An 18,536-nucleotide genomic window follows, 5' to 3' on the forward strand; every position below is an offset into this window, starting at 1 on the left:
GGCGTAGGTAGCGGCGATCCAGCACCGCCAGATGCTCATGAACGAGGGGCTGGAACATGGGGTGTTGCGGCTCTCAGGGGCTCAAACCCGACACCACATCTCAAACATACCCCTTGTTCAAACAGGGCCGTCCACACATGGTATCAGTACATGGCGGCAAGAACCATGTCTCCAAAGCTGGACGCTTTTTCAACATGCCGATCGTCGGCCATCACACCGGCCATCAGCAGGCTGAACGCGACGTCGCGCTTCGGGTCGACCCAGAAGCAGGTTGATCCCGCCCCCCATCCACCGAAGGAGCGGGGTGACGCCAAGGTCGAGAAGGGGCCGTGGGTGGGTTTGTCGCCGCGCAGAATGAAGCCAATGCCCGTGCCATTGGGGTAGAGCGTCCAATCGCGGGTCTCCGCAGCGTAGGCGAGCAGCCCGTTGGAGGCCAAGCCGGTATGGTCGCGGGTGCACCATTCCAGCATGGCCGGTGACAGGAACCGGAAGCCGTCGATCTCGCCGCCGCGGCGCAGCATAGTGGCAAACCGGTGCAGGTCTGGGGAGCAGGTAAGGTAGCCGGCGGCGGGAATTTCCGCCCCTTCGGTCTTGTAGAGCATGTTAATCGCATTGATGCGCTCCGGCTGGAACGCACCCGGCTCCTTGAAGCGGGCGACGATCGGCGCCATCCGTGCTGCCAGATCGGCGCGTCCACCTAGTGCAGTGCTGGTCATGCCCACAGGTTGGAAAAGCTCCTCATGCATAAGTTGGGCAAGGCCGCGTCGGCGCCCGTCGACCTCCAGCAGCATCTCCGCCAGGACAGCGTGACCGGCGACCATGGAATAATTGATCCGCTCGCCGGGCTGAAATTCCAGCCGCTCCTTGCAGACATAGTCGAAGATCGCACGGTTCGACACTGCTTGCGCCACCGGCAGAGGCGGGGATTGCGCCATGATGCCGCTGGTATTCGTCAGAATATGGAAAGGCGTAACCCGGCCTTTGCCCCGTTGCCCGAACGCCGGCAGCAATTCGGCCACCGGGGCCATCAGGTTGAGCAGGCCACGTTCGACATAATGCAGGAATAGCGTGGCCAGAAAATTCTTGCCGGTCGACATCGAGGCAAAGACGGTCGTCGCATCGACGGGCGTACCGGTCGCCCGATCGGCATAACCGCGCTGGATATCGATCACCAGTTCGTCGCCGATGGAGACCTTCAGCGCCACGCCGTCATAGGCGAGAGCGTCGATATCGCGGTCCATGATCTCGACCAATCGCGCCACGCGCGACGGATCGATGGAAAGTGGACGCCGGATGGGAAAGGATGGGGTGCAGGTCATGGAGCGGTCCTTCGATTGGATCCGGGGCGGCAACACTGGCGCGATCACAGCGCCTCGATGATGGTGACGTTGGCGATGCCGCCCCCTTCGCACATTGTCTGCAGACCCCATTTCTTGCGGCGGGCATGCAGTGCGTGGACAAGCGTCGTCATCAGTTTGGTCCCCGACGCCCCCAACGGATGGCCCAGGGCAATGGCGCCGCCATTCACGTTCAGCCGGGCGTGATCGACACCAAGTGCCTTCATCCAGGCCAGCGGTACTGAGGCGAAGGCTTCATTGACCTCGAACAGGTCGATATCGTCCAGGTGCATGCGGGCGCGGGCCAGGGCCTTGCGGGTTGCCGGGATCGGTTCCTCAAGCATGATGACGGGATCTCCCGCCGTCACGGTGAGGTTGTGGATCCGCGCCAGCGGCCTCAGGTCGAAACGCTTCATCCCCGCCTCGCTCGCCACCAGGATCGCTGACGCACCATCGGTCATCTGGCTGGCATTGGCAGCGGTGATGGTTCCCCCCTCGGTAATGGGCTTCACGGTGGCCATCACCTCCATCGAGGCGTCGAAGCGCACCCCTTCATCCTGTATAAAAAGCCCGGTTTCGGTGGCAACGGGGATGATCTCGTGGGAGAAGGCGCCGGCCCCGATGGCGCTGGCGGCGCGGCGATGGCTCTCCAGTGCGAAGGCGTCCATCTCTTCGCGGCTGAAGCCGTACTTGTCGGCCATGGCCTGCGCGCCATGGAACTGGCTGAAGCTGGAAACACCGTAACGGTTCCGGATCGCCGGGCTCCACGGGCCTTTGCCCAAACCCGCCTGGGTATGCAGGGTCATGTTGGACAGCATCGGCACCCGTGTCATGCTTTCGGCACCGGCTGCGATGACGATATCCTGAGTGCCGGACATCACGGCCTGGGCGGCGAAATGCAGGGCCTGCTGGGAACTGCCGCATTGCCGGTCGATCGTCACCGCCGGCACGCTGTCTGGCAGGCGCGATGCCATCACCATGTTGCGGCCGAAGGCGAAGGCCTGTTCGCCTGCCTGCGTCACGCAGCCGACAATCACATCCTCCACCGCGGCGGGGTCGATGTCGGTCCGGTCGACAAGGGCATTCAGAACGGTGGCGCCCAGATCGGCCGGATGTAGTCCGGCCAAGGTACCCTTGCGCTTGCCGCCCGGCGTGCGGACGGCCTCCACGATATAGGCTTCGGGCATCGGTCGAACTCCCATGCTGTTTTTTGGAGGGCGGCGCGGACGCTCACAGGCTCCGGCCGATGACTTCCTTCATGATCTCGCTGGTGCCGCCATAGATCCGGGTCACCCGGGCGTCGCGGTAAAGCCGGGCGATCATGTATTCGTTCATGTAACCGGCGCCGCCATGCAGTTGCAGGGCGGCATCGACGACGCGACCCTGCAGCTCCGTATGCCAGAGCTTGGCAGCCGACGCGGCGGCAGCATCCAACTCTCCGGCCACATGCCGGGCGATGGCCCAGTCCAGATGCGCCCAGCCGACCTGGAGTTCGGCTTTCAGCCCTGCCAGCACGAAGCGGGTGTTCTGGAAATCGAAGATACGCTGTCCGAACGCCTGCCGCCCCTTGGTAAAGGCAAGCGCCTCGTCGAAGGCGCGCTGCGCCGCCGCCTGGGCCGCAACCGCCACCGACAGCCGCTCCTGTGCCAGTTGCGTCAGCAGATAGCCGAAGGCGGCGTTCTCCGCGCCCAACAGGCTGTCGGCGGGCACGCGCATATCCGAGAAGAACAGCTCGGCTGTGTCGCCGGAGCGCTGTCCGATCTTGTCCAGCTTGCGGCCGCGCGTGAAGCCAGGCGTATCCGTCTCCACCAGGAACAGCGACAGACCGCCGGCACCGCGCGCCGTGTCGGTCTTGGCGGCCAGGATCACCAGATCCGCGTTGCAGCCATTGGTAATGTAGATCTTGGACCCGTTGATGACGAAATCGGTGCCGTCGCGCCTGGCATTCGTGCGAATGGCCTTCAGGTCCGAACCGGCCGAAGGCTCCGTCATGGCGATGGCGGTGATACAATTGCCGCTAACCATCCGGGGCAGATAGCGCTGCTTCTGCGCTTCCGATCCATAGGCCTGGATATAGTCGGCGGTAATGTCGTTCTGGATGATCAGCCCGGCATGCGACCCGGCATAGGACAGTTCCTCCTGCACGATGGCGTTATAGGTGAAGTCCAGGCCGAGCCCGCCATAGGCCGAATCGACGGTCAGGCAAAGCAGGCCAGCCTCACCACATTGTCGCCAGAAATCCCGCCCGACGATGCCATCGCGTTCATGATCGTCCAGAAAGGGGAGCAGCACGCGATCGAACAGCTTGCGCACGCTATCGCGGAAGATGGCATGTTCTTCGCTGAAGATGGTTCGTGTGGTTGTGTCCAGCATGGATGCTTCCGCTTTCTTGCGTGCTGTCAGATCGGTTTGGGGTCGTCGGCGCCCAGGATTTCATGATTATGCTGCCCCAGACGGGGCGGCAGGCGGACAGGGGGCCGTTCTCCGTTGAACAGCACCGGTACACCCGGCAGGCGCACTGTGCCCAAAGCAGGATCATGCAGGGTCGAGAAGAAGCCTACCGCCTTGAGGTGCGGGTCGCTGATCACGTCGTCCAGCGAAAGGACAGGGGAGGCGGGAACGCCGATCCGTTCACAGGCGGCGAGCCAATGGTCGTTGTCATGCTTCGCCACCAGATCGGCGACCAGTTCATAGAGTGCATCAATGTGTGCCGTGCGCGCCGCCATGGTGGCGAAGCGCGGGTCATCGGCATGCTGGGCGGCACCGGCCTCTGTGAAGAAGGCCCGCCAATGGGCATCGGTGTAGGGCAGCATGCAGATGAAGCCGTCGCGCGTGCGATAGGGGTGTCGGTGAGGTGACAGCACGCGCGGATAGCCGGTGTCACCCCGAGGCGGTTCAAACTGCCGGCCATAGAGGTGCTCAACCAGATTGAAACCCGCCATGCACTCGAACATCGGCACTTCCACCACCGTGCCGCGACCGCTGGTCGCGCGCCCGGTCAGCGCTGCCAGGATGGCCATCGCCGCGATCAGGCCTGTGGTCTTGTCGGCGGTGATGGTCGGAAAATAGCGCGGCTCGCCCGATTGTCGCCGCATCAGGTCGGCACAGCCCGACAGGCCCTGGATGATGTCGTCATAGGCGGGCCGTCCGCCATAGGGTCCCGCCTCGCCAAAGCCCAGCAGTCCCGCATAGATCAGCCGTGGGTTCCGCACCATCAGCCTTTCCGGCTCAAGCCCCAGCTTCGCCAGCTTCTGCGGCCGGATATTATGCATGAAGACGTCGGCCCCATCGATCAGCCGGGCCAGCGCTTCGCGCCCTTCCGGCCGGGTCAGGTCCAGTTCTACGCTGCGCTTGTTGCGATTGGTGCTGAGGAACAGGGCGGCCATGCCCGGTTCAATCGCCGGCCCGGTCTGGCGGGTGCTGTCACCGCCTGGTGCCTCCACCTTAATCACGTCGGCACCGAAATCGCCCAGCCACTGGCTGGCCAGCGGCCCCATGGCAACGGTCGTAAGGTCTATGACCCTGATATTCTGAAGCGGCAGCATCAGGTTATTCCGCCCCCGGCCGTCCGGCGATCAGCCGGCGTGAGCTGTAGCGCATGACCGGTTCGGTTCGCTGGTTGATGATGGTGATGGTGGAATCCACGATGGCGCGGTTTCCGGTCGAGGTGGGGCGCGCGCCGGTGAATTCGATGATGGCATGCACGGTGTCGCCGACATGCACGGGGGCCACCGGTTCCAGCGTGTAGCCGAGCATGGCCAGACCCGTGCCCCGGATCAGCGACTGGATGATGAAGCCTTCAATGATCGACAGGGTCAGTACGCCCGGTACCGGGCGTCCGCCCATCGGCCCCACCAGCGTCGCGTCCAGGAAGGCGCTGTCGGTCATGCCGGTCAGTGTCACGAAGGTGACAAGGTCGGTTTCAGTGATCGTGCGCGTATAGGTGCGGAAAGTGGCACCGACCCGCATGTCCTGCCAGAACAGGCCCTGGCCCAGCAGAGTGGCGCCGCCATCCGTCGCGGTTGGTTCAGGTTGCATCTGGATATCCCCTCCATACGGGCGCGCATCCCCCGGCGGTTACGGGCGGGGGTGGTAAAGCGTGGTTACAGCGCGGTGATGACCGTTTTCAGCTCGGTAAAGCTGTTGATGCCGTCGCTACCGTTCTCGCGGCCCCAGCCTGATTGCTTGAAGCCACCGAAGGGCAGGTTCGGGCCGGCCACGGACCCGGTATTGATGTTGATGGTCCCGGCCTTGATCTTGCGCGCCAGCTTGTAGGCAGTGGAGATGTCGCGCGTCCAGATGCTGGCGGACAGGCCATAGACGGTGTCGTTGGCCAGGGCGGCCAGTTCATCCAGGTCGGCAACCGGGGTTACGACCAGCACGGGGCCGAAAATCTCTTCCCGCACCACGCGCATGTCCGGGGTCACGTCACTGATGATCGTCGGTTCGACGAAATAGCCGCGGTCGCTTGCCACCTTGCCGCCAGTGACCACACGGGCCCCTTCGGCGCGGGCGCTGTCGATATAGTCCATGACCCGCTGCTGCTGCGTGGCGGAGACCAGGGGGCCCAGGGTCGTGGTGGGATCAAGGCCGGGACCCAGTTTGAAGCTCGCCGCGACCTTCACCAGCCCTTCCAGCACCTGATCGAATTTCTCCTGCGCGACATACAGGCGGGAGCCGGCCACGCAGATCTGGCCGCTGTTCAAGAAGATGGATTGGGCGGTGCCGACAATGGCTTTCTTCAGGTCGGCGTCGGGCAGGATGATTGTCGGCGACTTGCCCCCCAGTTCCAGCGTCAGGCGCTTCAGGTTGCCGCGCGCAGCCCCGATCAGCGACTTGCCAACGGCGGTGGAGCCGGTGAAGGATATCTTGTCGACGCCGTCATGTTCGGCCAGCGCGGCGCCGGCGACGCTGCCCAGGCCGCTCACGATATTGACCACGCCGGGCGGAAAGCCCGCTTCTAGGATCGCTTCGCCCAGGCGAAGGGCGGTCATGGAGGTCTGCTCGGCCGGTTTCAGGACCACGGTGCAGCCGGCCGCCAGCGCCGGCCCCAGCTTTGACACCGCCGACATCAGCGGGAAGTTCCAGGGGGTGATCAGGCCGACGACTCCGACCGGTTCCCGCAGCGTCATGGCCAGGAATTCACCCGGCATGTCGACGGATCGCGTCTCCCCGGTGATCTTCCCGCACCAGCCCGACCAATAGCGAAGGGCGGCGACGGAGGCGGGGACATCCACCCATTTCGCCATGGTGATCGGCTTGCCATTGTCCAGCGTTTCCAGTTCCGCGAATTCCTCCTTGCGGGCCTCGATCAGGTCGGCCAGGCGCCAGAGCAGGCGGGCGCGCTCAGCAGCGGGCAGGCCGGCCCAGGGGCCGCTTTCAAACGCCCGCCGGGCGGCGGCAACGGCCCGATCGATATCCCGTGCACTACCGGCCGGGATGCTGGCGATGACGCCGCCATCGGCGGGGTTGACGACGTCAAGTCGTTCACCGCCATCCGGGTCCGTCCAACGGCCATCGATCAGCAATTGGAACGGACGGGCCAGGCTGGCCCGGGTTTTCTCCGTCACATCAATTGAAAGGGCCATGCTGGGTTCCTCGTCTCTAATTGGCCAAGATCATGTCGGCGACCTTTTCGCCGATCATCACCGACGGCGCATTGGTGTGACCGCCGATCAGCCGGGGCATGATTGAAGCGTCCGCGATCCGCAGGCCGCTGATACCGTGCACCCGCAACTGCGGGTCGACGACAGCGTCATCGCCGATGCCCATCTTGCAGGTGCTGGTGGGGTGGTGGGCCGTGGCCACCGTCTTGCGGATATAGGCATCCAGGGCCGCATCCTGGTCCAGGGTGGCACCGGGAAAGGTTTCCGCGCCCACAAATTCCGCCAGCGCCCCCTGCCGGACAAAGTCGCGGGTCCAACGCAGCGAATGGCGAAGCAGGCGCAGGTCGTCGGGATCCTGCAGCAGGTTGAACTGAATGCGCGGCAAGGCCAGCGGGTCGTCCGAGCGCAATTTGACGAACCCCCGGCTGCCCGGTCGCAGCACGACATTCAGCGTCGTCAGCATGTCTGGATGTTTCTTGCGAAAGCCTGGGAACCAGACCTTGGCCATCATGTTCGCCGCCATGAACACGGTTTCCAGATCGGGCCGGGACAGGTCGGGCTGCGACTTATGATAGGCGATGCTGCTCAACGGCACGGTCGCCGGCAATCCCCGTCCCGTCAGCAGCCAGTTGAGCACGGACAGCGTCAGCCGGTCGGCGCGCAGCGCTTGGCCGAAGGCAAGCGGCTTTTTGGTGACGAAGCCCATGGGCACCAGCGGGTGCTCCTGCAGGTCCTGTCCGACGCCAGCCAGATCCAACTCGACCTTGATGCCGAGCCCACGCAGATGATCCGCCGGGCCGATGCCCGACAGCATCAGGATCTGCGGCGAGGCATAGGCGCCGCCGGACAGAACGATCTCGCCATCGGCATGGACCGTCTGCCTGCCACCATCCTTGGCATATTCCACGCCTGTGGCGCGGCCCCTTTCTGTCAGGATGCGGGTGACATGGGCACCGGTGACGACCGTCAGGTTCGGCCGGTTCCGGATGGGTGCAAGGAAGGCCTGCGACGTGCTGGCCCGCCGACCGCGACGGATCGTGCTGTCGGGAAGGGCGAAGCCTTCCGGGTCGCCGGCCTCGAAATCGTCCAGCAGGCGGTAATTCAGGCCCTGTGCCGTGTCGCGGATCGCCTTGGTGATCGGTTCGTCACTGGTATAGGGGATCACGTTCAGCGGCCCGCTGCCGCCATGGTTCGGCCCTTCACCACGCCAATTGCGCTCCGATTTCTTGAAATAGGGCAGCACCTCTTCGTGGGACCAGCCTTCGGCCCCCATCTGCGCCCATTCGTCGTAGTCGCTTGGGTGGCCCCGCGAATACATCATTCCATTGATGGATGAGGAGCCGCCCAGGACCTTTCCCCGCGGCGCCTTGATCTTGCGGTTACCAGCAAAGGGCTCCGGGTCGGTCCACAGACCCCAATCAAGCGACGGGTGGTATTGCAGCATGGTGAAGACCAGCGGCATCTTCACCATGATATCCTTGTCGGTGCCGCCGGATTCAAGCAGCAGAACCTTGTTCTCCGGGCGCTCGCTCAGCCGTGCGGCGACCACGCAGCCCGCCGACCCTGCGCCGATAACGACGTAGTCATAGGTCATGGTTGCCATTCATGGCCTCCGCCGCATCCGTCGTGCCGTGCCGGGAAATGTCGCTGCAGAAAGGAGAGCACGCCCGCGCTGAACATGTCGTTCTGATCTCCGGCCACCATGTGGCCAGCGGCGGGGACCTCATAGATTTCCGTCTGCGGAACCAGACGCTGCATCTCTTCGACGCCCTCGTCATTGACGATGTCGCTGCGCCCCCCGCGGATCGCCAGCGTCGGCACGGTGACCCGATGGCTGACCGACAGCAGTGCGTCGATGCGTGAAGGCGGTTCGCTGCCGGCCGGTATTTTCAGCATTCGCGGGTCCCAGTGCCAGTACAGCCGGCCATCCTCCCCCTGCCGCAGGTTCTTGCGCAGGCCGGATGTGTCCTTCGGGGCCGGCCGATCCGGATTATAGGCGGCAACGGCCAGACGAGCTTCTTCCAGGTCGGCGAAACCCTGGTCGTGACCCTGCATGAAGCGGCGGATGCGCTGTCCGCCTTCCTGCGCGATGCTGAGGACGATATCGACCATGACCAGGACTTGGGCCAGGGGTGGTTCACTGGTGCCAATGGCATAGAAGCTGGTCATGCCGCCCATCGAGGCACCGACAAGGGCGACAGGGCCCTGTACGGTCTCACGGACGGTGCGCAGATCGGCTGCCAATGCCTGGATCGTGTAGTTCGCCACCGGCGACCAGGCGCTGTCCCCATGTCCGCGGGCATCATAATTGATGACGCCGTAACCATGGCTGACCAGGCGATGCATCGTCCTTGTCCAGGAATGACGCGTCTGCCCACCGCCATGCAGAAGAATGACGGTCGGTGCATGCGAGGGACCGACGCGGTCCCCGACAAGCGTCAGTCCATCCGGGGTGGTGAAATGCTGAAGGGAACTGCCTGTCACGCTCATATCCTTGCTGTCGGCCGGGCAGTGCATGCCCCTGCGGCAGGCCTGACGGCGGGCCGTTGAGCGACCGCGCCGTCAGGCATCGCCCCCTGTGGTCCGGCCTCGCGTCGCAACGTGCCGGATCCGGCGATGACGTCGCGATATCAGGCCTTTTCCAGGATGTGCACGACGCAGGACGATCCCAGCCCGGTCATCCCGCCGACCACATGGGTCAGGCCGATGCTTGCCTTCTCAACCTGACGGGCACCGGCCTCGCCGCGCAGATGCAGCGATATCTCATAGATGTTGGCGATGCCGGTGGCGCCCAGCGGGTGCCCCTTGGACAGAAGGCCGCCCGACAGGTTGACAGGGATCTTGCCACCGATGGCGGTGAAACCCGTATCGATCAGGCGGCCGGCTTCGCCTTCGCCGCATAGGCCGAGATTTTCGTAATGGACCATCTCGGCCGTGGCGAAGCAGTCGTGCAGCTCCACCAGATGCAGATCCTGCGGCCCCAGGCCCGCACGCTCATAGGCGGCATTGGCGCAGTTGCGCGTCACCAGATTGAAATCGACAATGGCGTCCTGGCGTGGGGTATAGGGATTGCTGGTCATCTCCGATGCCCGCACGCGGATCGCTCGCCCCATCAGGCCCAACTGCCGGACCTTCCTTTCGGAGGCGATGATGGCCGCTGCCGCGCCATCAACATTGATGGAGCACATCAGCTTCGTGTTGGGATAGGAGATCATCTCCGCTGCCATCACCTCTTCCAGCGGCGTCTCCCGCCGGCTCATGGCCTTGGGATTGAAGGTGGAATGGTGATGGTTCTTGACCGCGATCTTGGCGAACTGCTCGAACGTGGTGCCATATTTGCGCTGATGCTCCATGCCGACCTGAGAGAACATGGCCGGCGTCGTCATCGACCCAATAATCCCCTCTTCGATGAAGCCATCGGTGCGGCCGCCGCCGGCGGCGCCCAGCAGTCCCTTGCCCAACTGTTCCGTACCAACGGCCAGGACCAGGTCATAAATGCCGCCCTTCACCGCGATATAGCCTTCGCGGAAGGCCGTGCCGCCGCTGGCACAGGCATTGGCGGTATTGACCACCGGAATCCCGGTCTCTCCGATCTCGTGCAGGATCTGCTGACCGACCATGCCGAAGGCCCGCATCTGGTTGCCGCAATAAAGCGCCTGCATGTCCTGGATGGTAAGCCCGCAATCCTGAAGGGCAAGCAGTGCGGCTTCCGCCCCCAACCGTGCCACGGTGCGCTGCGGATAGCGGCCGAACGGGATCATGTCGATCCCGATAATGTAGACGTCTTCGCTCATCTTGCCTCTCCCTGGGCGGGTACGAATACATAGCTCACGAACGGCTTGCCCTCCGGGTTGGTCTGGCCGGTGTCACGGAAGACGACATCGACAGGCATGTTCCAGGGCAGTTGCGCTGGATCGGGCGCCACCTCTGCCAAGGTGCCGCGCAGCGAACCGCCGCCTTCCAGGTCGATGATGGCCGACACGAACGGCACCTTCACACCGGGATAGGAGCGGTGGACGATCGTGTAATTGTAGAGGGTACCCTTGCTGCCCAGCCGCACGGGCTCCAGCATCTCGCGCTTGCCGCAGGAGGCACAGGCCATCCGCTCTCCTGGCACCGTCTCACCACAGTTGCGACAATGGCTGCCCGCGATATAGGCCTTGCCGTCGTCATCGATCCTGATCATGGGGATGGCGGGCAGGAACCCGCTGAAATCATTCGTCATCGACGCTCACTCCCTTTCAACTTGTCGCTCCAGGCTGGTCCTTCGCGTCACGTTCCATTGGCACCGGCGGTCCTGGTTCCACCGGCGATACCGATCTTTGGTGCGAAAGACCCGGCCTCCATGCAGGCGCGCTGTGTGTGTTCTTCCAAACGGATAACCGATGTCAGGTCCTCGATCCCGGCTGCACGGCCCATGACCTCCTTGGTCTTGCGCAGGCCCAGGGGGGAAGTGGCCAGCAGATCGCCGATCAGCGTGCGCGCGGCCTCTTCCAGTCGTTCATCGTCCACGACATCCGAAACCAGCCCCACGGCCAGCGCGCGATCGGCATGGATGAAGCGGCCCGTCATCATGAGTTCCGCGGCCACGGCCGTCCCTACCATGCGTGGCAGGAAATAGCTGGTTCCCAGTTCGCAGCCGGAAAGCCCAAGCTTGATGAAAGCCACATTCATCTTGGCGCTGCGGCCCGCGATGCGGATATCAGAGGCAAGGGCGAAGTTGAAACCGCCGCCGCAGGCCGCACCATGGACCAGCGATATGATGATCTGCGGACAGGACCGCATCGTCAGGATGATATCGGAGAGCGAGGGGGCAGGTCCGTCTTCGGTGGCACCCTTTGGCATGCCCTCGGTCGAACTGCTGTACCAGAGAAGGTCCAGCCCGGCACAGAATGCCCGCCCGGCGCCCCGCAGGACCACAATCCGGCGGGTATAATCGGATTGGACGTTCTGGAAATAATCCCAGAGCTCCCGCACCATGGTGCCATTCAGCGCATTAAGACGTTCCGGTCGATTGAGCGTCAACCAGTCGACGGCGCCATCCTGCACGACATTGATCGTCGTATAGTCGTTCATCTGATCCCTTGCTCTCATGGCCATCGGGCTTCCGCTGCCAGTAGTAGAGGGACGAACACGGCAGAAGAAATTCTTAACCGGCGGGAGGGATGCCCCGGGGGCATATCACAGAGGGTCCCTATTCCCGGCAGGTCGGCAAAGCCGAGTGTAAGCCGGAACTATTCCTGGCGTTCATGGGTCCCGCCCATTTGTCCAACCATGATGCGCGCTGCCCTCTGTTAGTGTCGCGGGAAAGACGGGCAGAACCGTGATGCGGGCTTCAAGGCCGGTGCATCCCCAGGAGAGGAGCGTCGAGGTGCAGAACGATCAGGTGAAGATGGCACAGGGCGAGACCGCGCCCATGCCGATCGGGGAACTGCTTGCCTATCACGCCGGCAAGGACCCGATGCGTCCGGCCGTCACCTATCATGACGTGACGATCACCTATGCCGAACTGGACGCCAGATCGAACCGCAAGGCGCGCCACCTGGCGGCGCTGGGCGTTGGTGAGGGGGATCTGGTGACCCTGGCCGTACCGAACAGCCCCGAATTCTATGAGACCGCCTTCGCGGTATGGAAACTGGGCGCGACCGTTGGCATCGTATCCTCCAAACTGCCGGCGGCGGAGCTGCGGGCCATCGCGGAACTGGGGCAGCCCCGCCTGATCATCGCCGAAGAAAGTGCCAGGGTTGAGGGGTGGAACTTCCTGCCCGTCTGCTCGCATCCGGCGGATGATCTGTCTGCCGGCCCGCTGCCGGTGAAGATCGCCCCGCGCTGGAAGATTCATACCAGTGGCGGATCGACCGGCCGGCCCAAGCTGATTGTGGACAGGCAAGCGGGCATTCATGATCCGGGCAAGCCTCCCGGCGGCCAGCGTCTTGGCGACACGATGCTTAATCCGGGCCCGCTTTACCATAACGCCCCCTTCGTCGGCGTCTTCCACTGCCTGTTCTCCGGCGGGCATGTCGTGGAAATGGGCAAGTTCGACCCGCTGCTGGCGCTGCAACTGATCGAGCGCTACCGTGTCAACTGGGTCAATTTTGTACCGACCATGATGAGCCGTATCTGGCGCTTGCCGGAAGAACAGCGCCTGGCCTTTGACATGTCTAGCCTTCGCACGGTGTTCCATATGGCGTCGGTCTGCCCGCAATGGCTGAAACAGGCCTGGATCGACTGGTTGGGTCCGGACAGGATCATCGAAGTCTATGGCGGTACCGAACTGATCGGCGGCACGGCCATCACCGGGCGGGAATGGCTCGCGCACAAGGGATCGGTCGGAAAGCCTGGACCGGGATCACAGATGCGCATCCTGAATGAGCAGGGCGATGAATGCGCCCCCGGTGAAATCGGGGAGATCTATTTCCTGCCCGTGCGGGGGCGAAATTCGACCTACGAATATATTGGCGCTCAGGCCAAGGCCAAAGGTGACTGGGAAACCTATGGTGACCTCGGCTATGTCGATGCGGATGGCTATCTCTATATTGCCGACCGGCGTACCGACATGATCGTGTCGGGCGGTGCCAACATCTTCCCGGCGGAGGTCGAGGCAGCACTTGACCAGCATCCGGATGTTCAGTCCTCCATCGTGATCGGTCTGCCCGACGCGGATCTGGGCCAGCGGGCCCATGCCATCGTGCAGATGCGGGGCGAGGCGCGCACCCGGACCAACGAAGACGCATTGCGCGCCTTCTTGTCGGACAAGCTGGTCCGATACAAGATTCCACGCACTTTCGAGTTCACAGACGAGAACTTGCGCGATGATGCCGGTAAGGCCCGCCGGTCGAAATTGCGGGACGACAGGGTGACGGCGGTATCATAATCTTGAAATTGCCACCCACTTGAAGTGCGCTCTGCATGGAGGTCTCCATTGTCGCTGGGCAGTCAGGTGTCATCCGTAGGTAGGAAGAGTGCATGACTGACCGACGCCTGCAATATGTCGTTTCTACCGCGCGATATGGATCGTTCACCGCGGCAGCGGAACGGGTGGGTGTCACCCAGTCGGCCATTACCAAAAGTGTGGCTGATCTTGAACAGCAACTGGGCTACGCAATCTTCAATCGAACGGCTCGCGGCGTCATCCTGACGGAGGAAGGGCGCAGTTTTGTTGAACGGGCATCGCGCGTTCTTGAAGAGACGGATGATCTGCTGCGCGGTGCCGCCGTGGGGTCGGATCATTATGCGGGCCTGCTCCGGATCGGGGTGTGTCCCCCATCGCTCGAATGGCTGCTGGTTGAGCCCTTGTCGACGCTGGTTTCCCGGCATCCCAGCATCCGGCTCAATATTGTCGGCGGAAATTACGACCGGATCGTGCAGCAGTTGCGTGTGGGCACGATCGATGTCGCGCTGGGATACGAGGCTGCGTTCAAGGAACAGCCCGACTTCCGGTGCGAACAGATGGCACCGATGCAGACGACATTCTTTGCCAGGCGGGGGCATCCCATCCTGGACTGCCCCGATGTGACGAAGGCGGAGATCGCCAAGTATGATCTGATATCGCCCTCCGGCGCTTCGCCCTACAATTTCATCTGGCGGCAGATCTATGAGGATTGCGGTGTCGACGTTCAGGAACGGCTGCATACCGTCGATTATTTCCCGATCGTGGCTCGGCTGATACGCAACACCAACGCCATCAGCGTCGCGTCGATCCATTATACGCAGACCAGCATTTTCAGGAAACACTTTGCGGTGGTGCCGTTCACGCTGCCGCCATCGGCGCTGTGCTGCGCCACGCGCCTTCGCTGGAGTCCCCGGCCCGCGGTGCGCGCCTTTATCAAGGCTTGCCGCGAGCGGCTGCCCTCATCCGAAGCGTTGGATGGCGTGTAGCGGGAGCCCGTTTCGCATCCATCCTTTTCTGGCGGACATATTCCATACGGGCATGGCTTCGTTGGGGAATGAATTTGATGATCCGGCCCGATAAGCCGGACATTGCGCCCAGGTTCCGTCGGTTTGAAGAGATCGTGATGCAAGGGGGCGGTTACGGCCCGGCCGTCCATCGGCATCTTTGATGACGGTTGGACAGCGGCGCTCCGCTGGGCGCTGATGCAGGCATCTGCGTCAAAACATCATACAAGAAAAAGGTTCACAAAATGCGGATGCAGGATATGGGGGAAACGTTGCCGCCCGCGACAATCGGTGCCGTGCTGGAAGCAGGTGAAGACAAATCTTCCCCGCGACCGGCGCGTCTGCCACTGGGCCGCAAGACCGGGTATGGGGCAGGGCAGCTTGTCGAGATGATCGTCGAAAGCATGCTCAACATCTTCGTGCTGTTCTATGCCACGGCGGTTTGTGGCCTGCCGGGCGCTTTGGCCGGGCTGGCGATCGGTGCCGGCATTGTGGTGGATGCCGTCGCAAATCCGCTGATCGGTTCCCTCTCGGATGCCTGGCGTTCACGCTTCGGTCAGCGGGTGCCCTTCATGGCCCTGTCGCTGGTCCCGATCATCCTGACATTCAACCTGATCTTCTCGCTTCCTGTCGGGCTTGGACAGACGCCCCTGTTCCTCTGGTTGACCCTGCTCTCGGTGTCGCTGCGCATCTCGCTGTCGATATTCACTGTTCCTTATCAGGCGCTGGGGGCCCAACTCACCGATGATTATGGCGAACGTTCATCGGTGGCCGCATGGCGCTGGGGTATCGGCATCCTGGGAACGGTGGCCGTGATCTTCCTGGGTTATGGCGTATTCCTGGCGGGGCCGGGTGGGGTGTCGCAGCGCGACGCCTACATGCCCTTCACCTTGACGCTGAGTGCGCTGCTGCTGACCGGGGCCTTGATCGCCATCCGGCAGGGGCTGGCGGTACGGCAGCAGCCGCACGGACCTGAAACGCCGACCGGGCCGATCCATCGTCGGCTATGGGGCGAAATGCGCGAGATTGCCCGCAACCGCACTTTCCGCATCCTTTTCGTGGCGGGTTTGCTGTTCAACATCGAGAACGGGGTGCATCAGGCGCTGGGCCTGCATGTGGTGACCTTCTTCTGGCAACTGACCCCCGGACATATCCAGGGATTGGGCATGGCGGCGGTTCTCGGCCTGGTCCTTGGCGCCCCCCTTGCGGGCCCTTTCGGAAAACGGGTGGAAAAACGCACAATGCTGCTGATCAGTATGACCGGCATGGTGGTCTGTCACGGATTACCGGCGACCCTGAAGCTACTCGGCCTGATGCAATTGACGGGTGGGGCGTTGATCGGCTTCCTGGGCTTCCTTGCGTTCTCGGGCGGTGCGATGATGGCGCTGACCATGATCGCTTTCGTATCGATCATTCCCGACGCGGCGGACGAGCATGAGCACCTGTTCGGCACGCCCCGCCAGGGGCTCTATTTCGCGGGCTGGTCATTTGCCACCAAGACGGCCACGGGAGCCGGCGTCCTGATCGCGGGCACGGTCCTGCAACTGATCGATTTCCCGGTCAATCTGGTTGAACAGGATCCCGGTATGGTACTGCCGGCGCACATGACGGCTTGGCTGGCCATTGCCCATGGACCGGGAGCGGGAGTGCTGTCGGTCATCGGGATAGCGCTGGTGTTGCTCTACCGGATCGACAAGAAGGCCCATGCCAGGATCATGGCGGACCTGACAGTGCGCCGGCGTGCCCCCTGACCTGCCGCTTAGCGGTTTCCACGACGAGGTATTACTTCATCTCATGCCTGGCGGTGCGTTGGAATTGGACGCTGGTGCATGAAAAGGGAAAGCTTCCGAAACAACCCGCCACGACAGCCTTGGAAGGCGCGTAGGTGCCGGCAAAGCAGGGAGAAATGAATATGGCCTCAGGAGGTCGCGACTATCAGCAACTGATTTACGAAGAACCCGCGCCGAAGGTGGCGCGTATCGTGATGAACCGGCCCGGCCGGCGCAATGCCCAGGGTATCACGATGACCTATGAACTGGACGATGCGCTGAAGCGCGCCTGCCATGACGACAAGATCAACGTGATCATCCTGGCTGCGACCGGCGACCATTGGAATTCCGGCCACGATATCAGCGGCGACGAGGCACGCATGCCACCGCCGGAACAGATCGTGGGCCTGTGGGGCGATTATGGTGGCAAGGGGTGGCAGGGCTATTACGCCCGCGAGCGTGAAATCTATCTGGAGATTACGGAGCGCTGGCGCAATGCCCCGAAGCCGGTTATTGCCGAGATTCAGGGTTCCGTGATCTCTGGTGGCATCATTCTGACCTGGATGTGCGACCTGATCGTTTGTTCAGACGATGCCCGCTTCCGTGACGCGACCGCCGCCGAGATGGGCATCGCCGGCGTGGAATTCTGGCAACATCCCTTCGAGATGAGCGTCCGTCAGGCCAAGGAATGGCTGATGACGGGCGAATGGATGACGGCGCAGGAGGCAAAACAGCGGGGCATGGTCAACCATGTCGTACCCCGCGACCAGTTGACGGCACGTGCCCTGCAACTGGCGGAGACGATCGCCGCCCGCAATCCGTTCACCATGCAACTTGTCAAGCAGGCCATGAATTTCGCCCAGGACCAGATGGGGCGCAAGGCGTCGGTGGATTTCGGTTTCCACCTGCATCAGATCGGTCACATGCAGGCCATGCTGGCCAATGGTTTCCCCATTGATCTCGACAGCATGCCGCCGGCCATGCGCGCCAATATCGAAAAACTGCTGGCCGCGCGCCAAGCCGCCACCAGCTAGCCTTCGGATTGGAACTCACATGACCGACATTGCAAATCGTACGGCTTTCATCACCGGTGGCGCCAATGGCATCGGCCTGGGAATCGCCCGGTCCCTGGCCCGTGCCGGGGCCAGACTGGCGCTGGTTGACCTGGACGCCGATGGACTGGCCCGGGCGAAGGCCGAGTTGGATGAGGTTACGGAGGTCTTCACGGCTGTTCTGGATGTCCGCGACCGGACGGCCTATGCAAGCGTGGCCGCCGCTGCCGAAGCACAACTGGGGCCCGTCTCGATCCTGGTGAATAATGCCGGTGTCGCCGGCGGGGCGCCTGCGCACAAGTTGAGCTATGACCTGTGGGACTGGGGCATGGGGATCAACCTGGACGGGGTGATCAACGGCATCCAGACCTTCCTGCCCGGTATCTCTGCCCGCGGTGGCGGTGGGCACATCGTCAATACGGCGTCGGGCGCGGGCCTGGTGGCACGGACGGGAGGCGTTCTTTACTGCACTGCCAAATTCGCCGTCGTGGGGATGAGTGAGGCGCTGGCCCTTGAACTTCCGTCACAGGGTATCGGCGTGACAGTCCTCTGCCCCGGTCCGGTTGCAACCGACATCGTGACGCGGACACAGGCCGCGCAGCCGGTGACGGCAAGGAGACCACTGTCGGCTGCACAGCAGGCAAGGATTGAGGAAACATCGAAATATCTGGCGAAGGGCACCTCACCCGACGCTGTCGGCGACATGGTGCGGGACGCGATCCGGGAAAACCGGCTCTATGTCCACACCGATCGTCTTGCCATGGAGATGATCGTGGAGCGGAGCAAGGCACTGCTTGATGCCATGCCGCCGGCGGCTTGAGCTGAAACGGCGACTTTGAGGATCGGGTGCGACAGCATCGCCGCTGATCCTGATTA

Annotated in this window: 16 protein-coding genes; 5 read left to right on the top strand and 11 right to left on the bottom strand. The window is 63.0% G+C overall.

Annotated elements, in window-relative coordinates:
• Positions 1–143: 143 nt before the first annotated feature.
• The 11 genes from AC1Q7F_RS00135 to AC1Q7F_RS00185 all read right to left on the bottom strand — a co-directional run bounded on the left by AC1Q7F_RS00135 (position 144) and on the right by AC1Q7F_RS00185 (position 12,019).
• The gene (locus AC1Q7F_RS00135) at positions 144–1,319 is read right to left on the bottom strand and encodes a serine hydrolase domain-containing protein (RefSeq protein ID WP_492502578.1); all 1,176 of its coding nucleotides are present in this window, start codon (positions 1,317–1,319) and stop codon (positions 144–146) included.
• 44 nt (positions 1,320–1,363) lie between these two features.
• The gene (locus AC1Q7F_RS00140; RefSeq protein ID WP_492502579.1) at positions 1,364–2,524 is read right to left on the bottom strand and encodes an acetyl-CoA C-acetyltransferase; all 1,161 of its coding nucleotides are present in this window, start codon (positions 2,522–2,524) and stop codon (positions 1,364–1,366) included.
• 43 nt (positions 2,525–2,567) lie between these two features.
• The gene (locus AC1Q7F_RS00145) at positions 2,568–3,710 is read right to left on the bottom strand and encodes an acyl-CoA dehydrogenase family protein (RefSeq protein ID WP_492502581.1); all 1,143 of its coding nucleotides are present in this window, start codon (positions 3,708–3,710) and stop codon (positions 2,568–2,570) included.
• 26 nt (positions 3,711–3,736) lie between these two features.
• Positions 3,737–4,882: a CaiB/BaiF CoA transferase family protein gene (locus AC1Q7F_RS00150; RefSeq protein WP_492502583.1), complete on the bottom strand. Its 1,146-nt coding sequence runs from the start codon at positions 4,880–4,882 to the stop codon at positions 3,737–3,739.
• Between the two features lie 4 nt (positions 4,883–4,886).
• Positions 4,887–5,375: a MaoC family dehydratase gene (locus tag AC1Q7F_RS00155; RefSeq protein WP_492502585.1), complete on the bottom strand. Its 489-nt coding sequence runs from the start codon at positions 5,373–5,375 to the stop codon at positions 4,887–4,889.
• A gap of 65 nt (positions 5,376–5,440) precedes the next feature.
• Complete coding sequence (locus AC1Q7F_RS00160; RefSeq protein ID WP_492502587.1) at positions 5,441–6,925, bottom strand: aldehyde dehydrogenase family protein; 1,485 nt, start codon at positions 6,923–6,925, stop codon at positions 5,441–5,443.
• A gap of 16 nt (positions 6,926–6,941) precedes the next feature.
• Positions 6,942–8,546 (bottom strand): GMC family oxidoreductase, encoded by a 1,605-nt coding sequence (locus tag AC1Q7F_RS00165; protein WP_492502589.1) that lies wholly within the window; start codon positions 8,544–8,546, stop codon positions 6,942–6,944.
• A complete protein-coding gene (locus AC1Q7F_RS00170) occupies positions 8,534–9,427 on the bottom strand; it encodes an alpha/beta fold hydrolase (RefSeq protein ID WP_492502591.1) in 894 nt (297 codons plus the stop codon). The genes AC1Q7F_RS00165 and AC1Q7F_RS00170 overlap by 13 nt, the downstream gene beginning before the upstream one ends.
• Positions 9,428–9,573: 146 nt before the next feature.
• The gene (locus AC1Q7F_RS00175; RefSeq protein WP_492502593.1) at positions 9,574–10,737 is read right to left on the bottom strand and encodes a thiolase family protein; all 1,164 of its coding nucleotides are present in this window, start codon (positions 10,735–10,737) and stop codon (positions 9,574–9,576) included.
• Entirely contained in the window at positions 10,734–11,168 is a 435-nt protein-coding gene (locus AC1Q7F_RS00180; protein WP_492502595.1) for a Zn-ribbon domain-containing OB-fold protein, read from the bottom strand. The genes AC1Q7F_RS00175 and AC1Q7F_RS00180 overlap by 4 nt, the downstream gene beginning before the upstream one ends.
• 47 nt (positions 11,169–11,215) lie before the next feature.
• Positions 11,216–12,019, bottom strand: a complete 804-nt coding sequence (locus AC1Q7F_RS00185; protein ID WP_492502597.1) for an enoyl-CoA hydratase/isomerase family protein — start codon at positions 12,017–12,019, stop codon at positions 11,216–11,218.
• A 295-nt stretch (positions 12,020–12,314) separates the two neighbouring features.
• Between AC1Q7F_RS00185 and AC1Q7F_RS00190 the strand changes: the two genes are divergently transcribed.
• From AC1Q7F_RS00190 to AC1Q7F_RS00210, 5 genes are all read left to right on the top strand, one after another.
• Positions 12,315–13,817, top strand: coding sequence for an AMP-binding protein (locus AC1Q7F_RS00190; RefSeq protein WP_492502599.1), 1,503 nt, complete (start codon positions 12,315–12,317; stop codon positions 13,815–13,817).
• 92 nt (positions 13,818–13,909) lie between these two features.
• Complete coding sequence (locus tag AC1Q7F_RS00195) at positions 13,910–14,821, top strand: LysR family transcriptional regulator (protein WP_492502601.1); 912 nt, start codon at positions 13,910–13,912, stop codon at positions 14,819–14,821.
• A gap of 263 nt (positions 14,822–15,084) precedes the next feature.
• Complete coding sequence (locus AC1Q7F_RS00200; RefSeq protein ID WP_492502603.1) at positions 15,085–16,590, top strand: MFS transporter; 1,506 nt, start codon at positions 15,085–15,087, stop codon at positions 16,588–16,590.
• 161 nt (positions 16,591–16,751) lie between these two features.
• Positions 16,752–17,642: an enoyl-CoA hydratase gene (locus AC1Q7F_RS00205; protein WP_492502605.1), complete on the top strand. Its 891-nt coding sequence runs from the start codon at positions 16,752–16,754 to the stop codon at positions 17,640–17,642.
• 19 nt (positions 17,643–17,661) lie between these two features.
• Positions 17,662–18,480 (top strand): SDR family oxidoreductase, encoded by an 819-nt coding sequence (locus AC1Q7F_RS00210; protein WP_492502607.1) that lies wholly within the window; start codon positions 17,662–17,664, stop codon positions 18,478–18,480.
• The last annotated feature ends 56 nt before the right edge of the window (positions 18,481–18,536 follow it).

The sequence above is a fragment of the Niveispirillum sp. GW835-FHT14G11 genome (genome assembly GCF_058793615.1).

Bases quoted from the DNA above. Each gene is read 5' to 3' on its own strand.
- AC1Q7F_RS00160 (WP_492502587.1), bottom strand. From the start codon at position 6,925: ATGGCCCTTTCAATTGATGTGACGGAGAAAACCCGGGCCAGCCTGGCC.
- AC1Q7F_RS00135 (WP_492502578.1), bottom strand. From the start codon at position 1,319: ATGACCTGCACCCCATCCTTTCCCATCCGGCGTCCACTTTCCATCGAT.
- AC1Q7F_RS00150 (WP_492502583.1), bottom strand. From the start codon at position 4,882: ATGCTGCCGCTTCAGAATATCAGGGTCATAGACCTTACGACCGTTGCC.
- AC1Q7F_RS00145 (WP_492502581.1), bottom strand. From the start codon at position 3,710: ATGCTGGACACAACCACACGAACCATCTTCAGCGAAGAACATGCCATC.
- AC1Q7F_RS00205 (WP_492502605.1), top strand. From the start codon at position 16,752: ATGGCCTCAGGAGGTCGCGACTATCAGCAACTGATTTACGAAGAACCC.
- AC1Q7F_RS00185 (WP_492502597.1), bottom strand. From the start codon at position 12,019: ATGAACGACTATACGACGATCAATGTCGTGCAGGATGGCGCCGTCGAC.
- AC1Q7F_RS00140 (WP_492502579.1), bottom strand. From the start codon at position 2,524: ATGCCCGAAGCCTATATCGTGGAGGCCGTCCGCACGCCGGGCGGCAAG.
- AC1Q7F_RS00210 (WP_492502607.1), top strand. From the start codon at position 17,662: ATGACCGACATTGCAAATCGTACGGCTTTCATCACCGGTGGCGCCAAT.
- AC1Q7F_RS00155 (WP_492502585.1), bottom strand. From the start codon at position 5,375: ATGCAACCTGAACCAACCGCGACGGATGGCGGCGCCACTCTGCTGGGC.
- AC1Q7F_RS00175 (WP_492502593.1), bottom strand. From the start codon at position 10,737: ATGAGCGAAGACGTCTACATTATCGGGATCGACATGATCCCGTTCGGC.
- AC1Q7F_RS00200 (WP_492502603.1), top strand. From the start codon at position 15,085: ATGCGGATGCAGGATATGGGGGAAACGTTGCCGCCCGCGACAATCGGT.
- AC1Q7F_RS00180 (WP_492502595.1), bottom strand. From the start codon at position 11,168: ATGACGAATGATTTCAGCGGGTTCCTGCCCGCCATCCCCATGATCAGG.
- AC1Q7F_RS00195 (WP_492502601.1), top strand. From the start codon at position 13,910: ATGACTGACCGACGCCTGCAATATGTCGTTTCTACCGCGCGATATGGA.
- AC1Q7F_RS00165 (WP_492502589.1), bottom strand. From the start codon at position 8,546: ATGGCAACCATGACCTATGACTACGTCGTTATCGGCGCAGGGTCGGCG.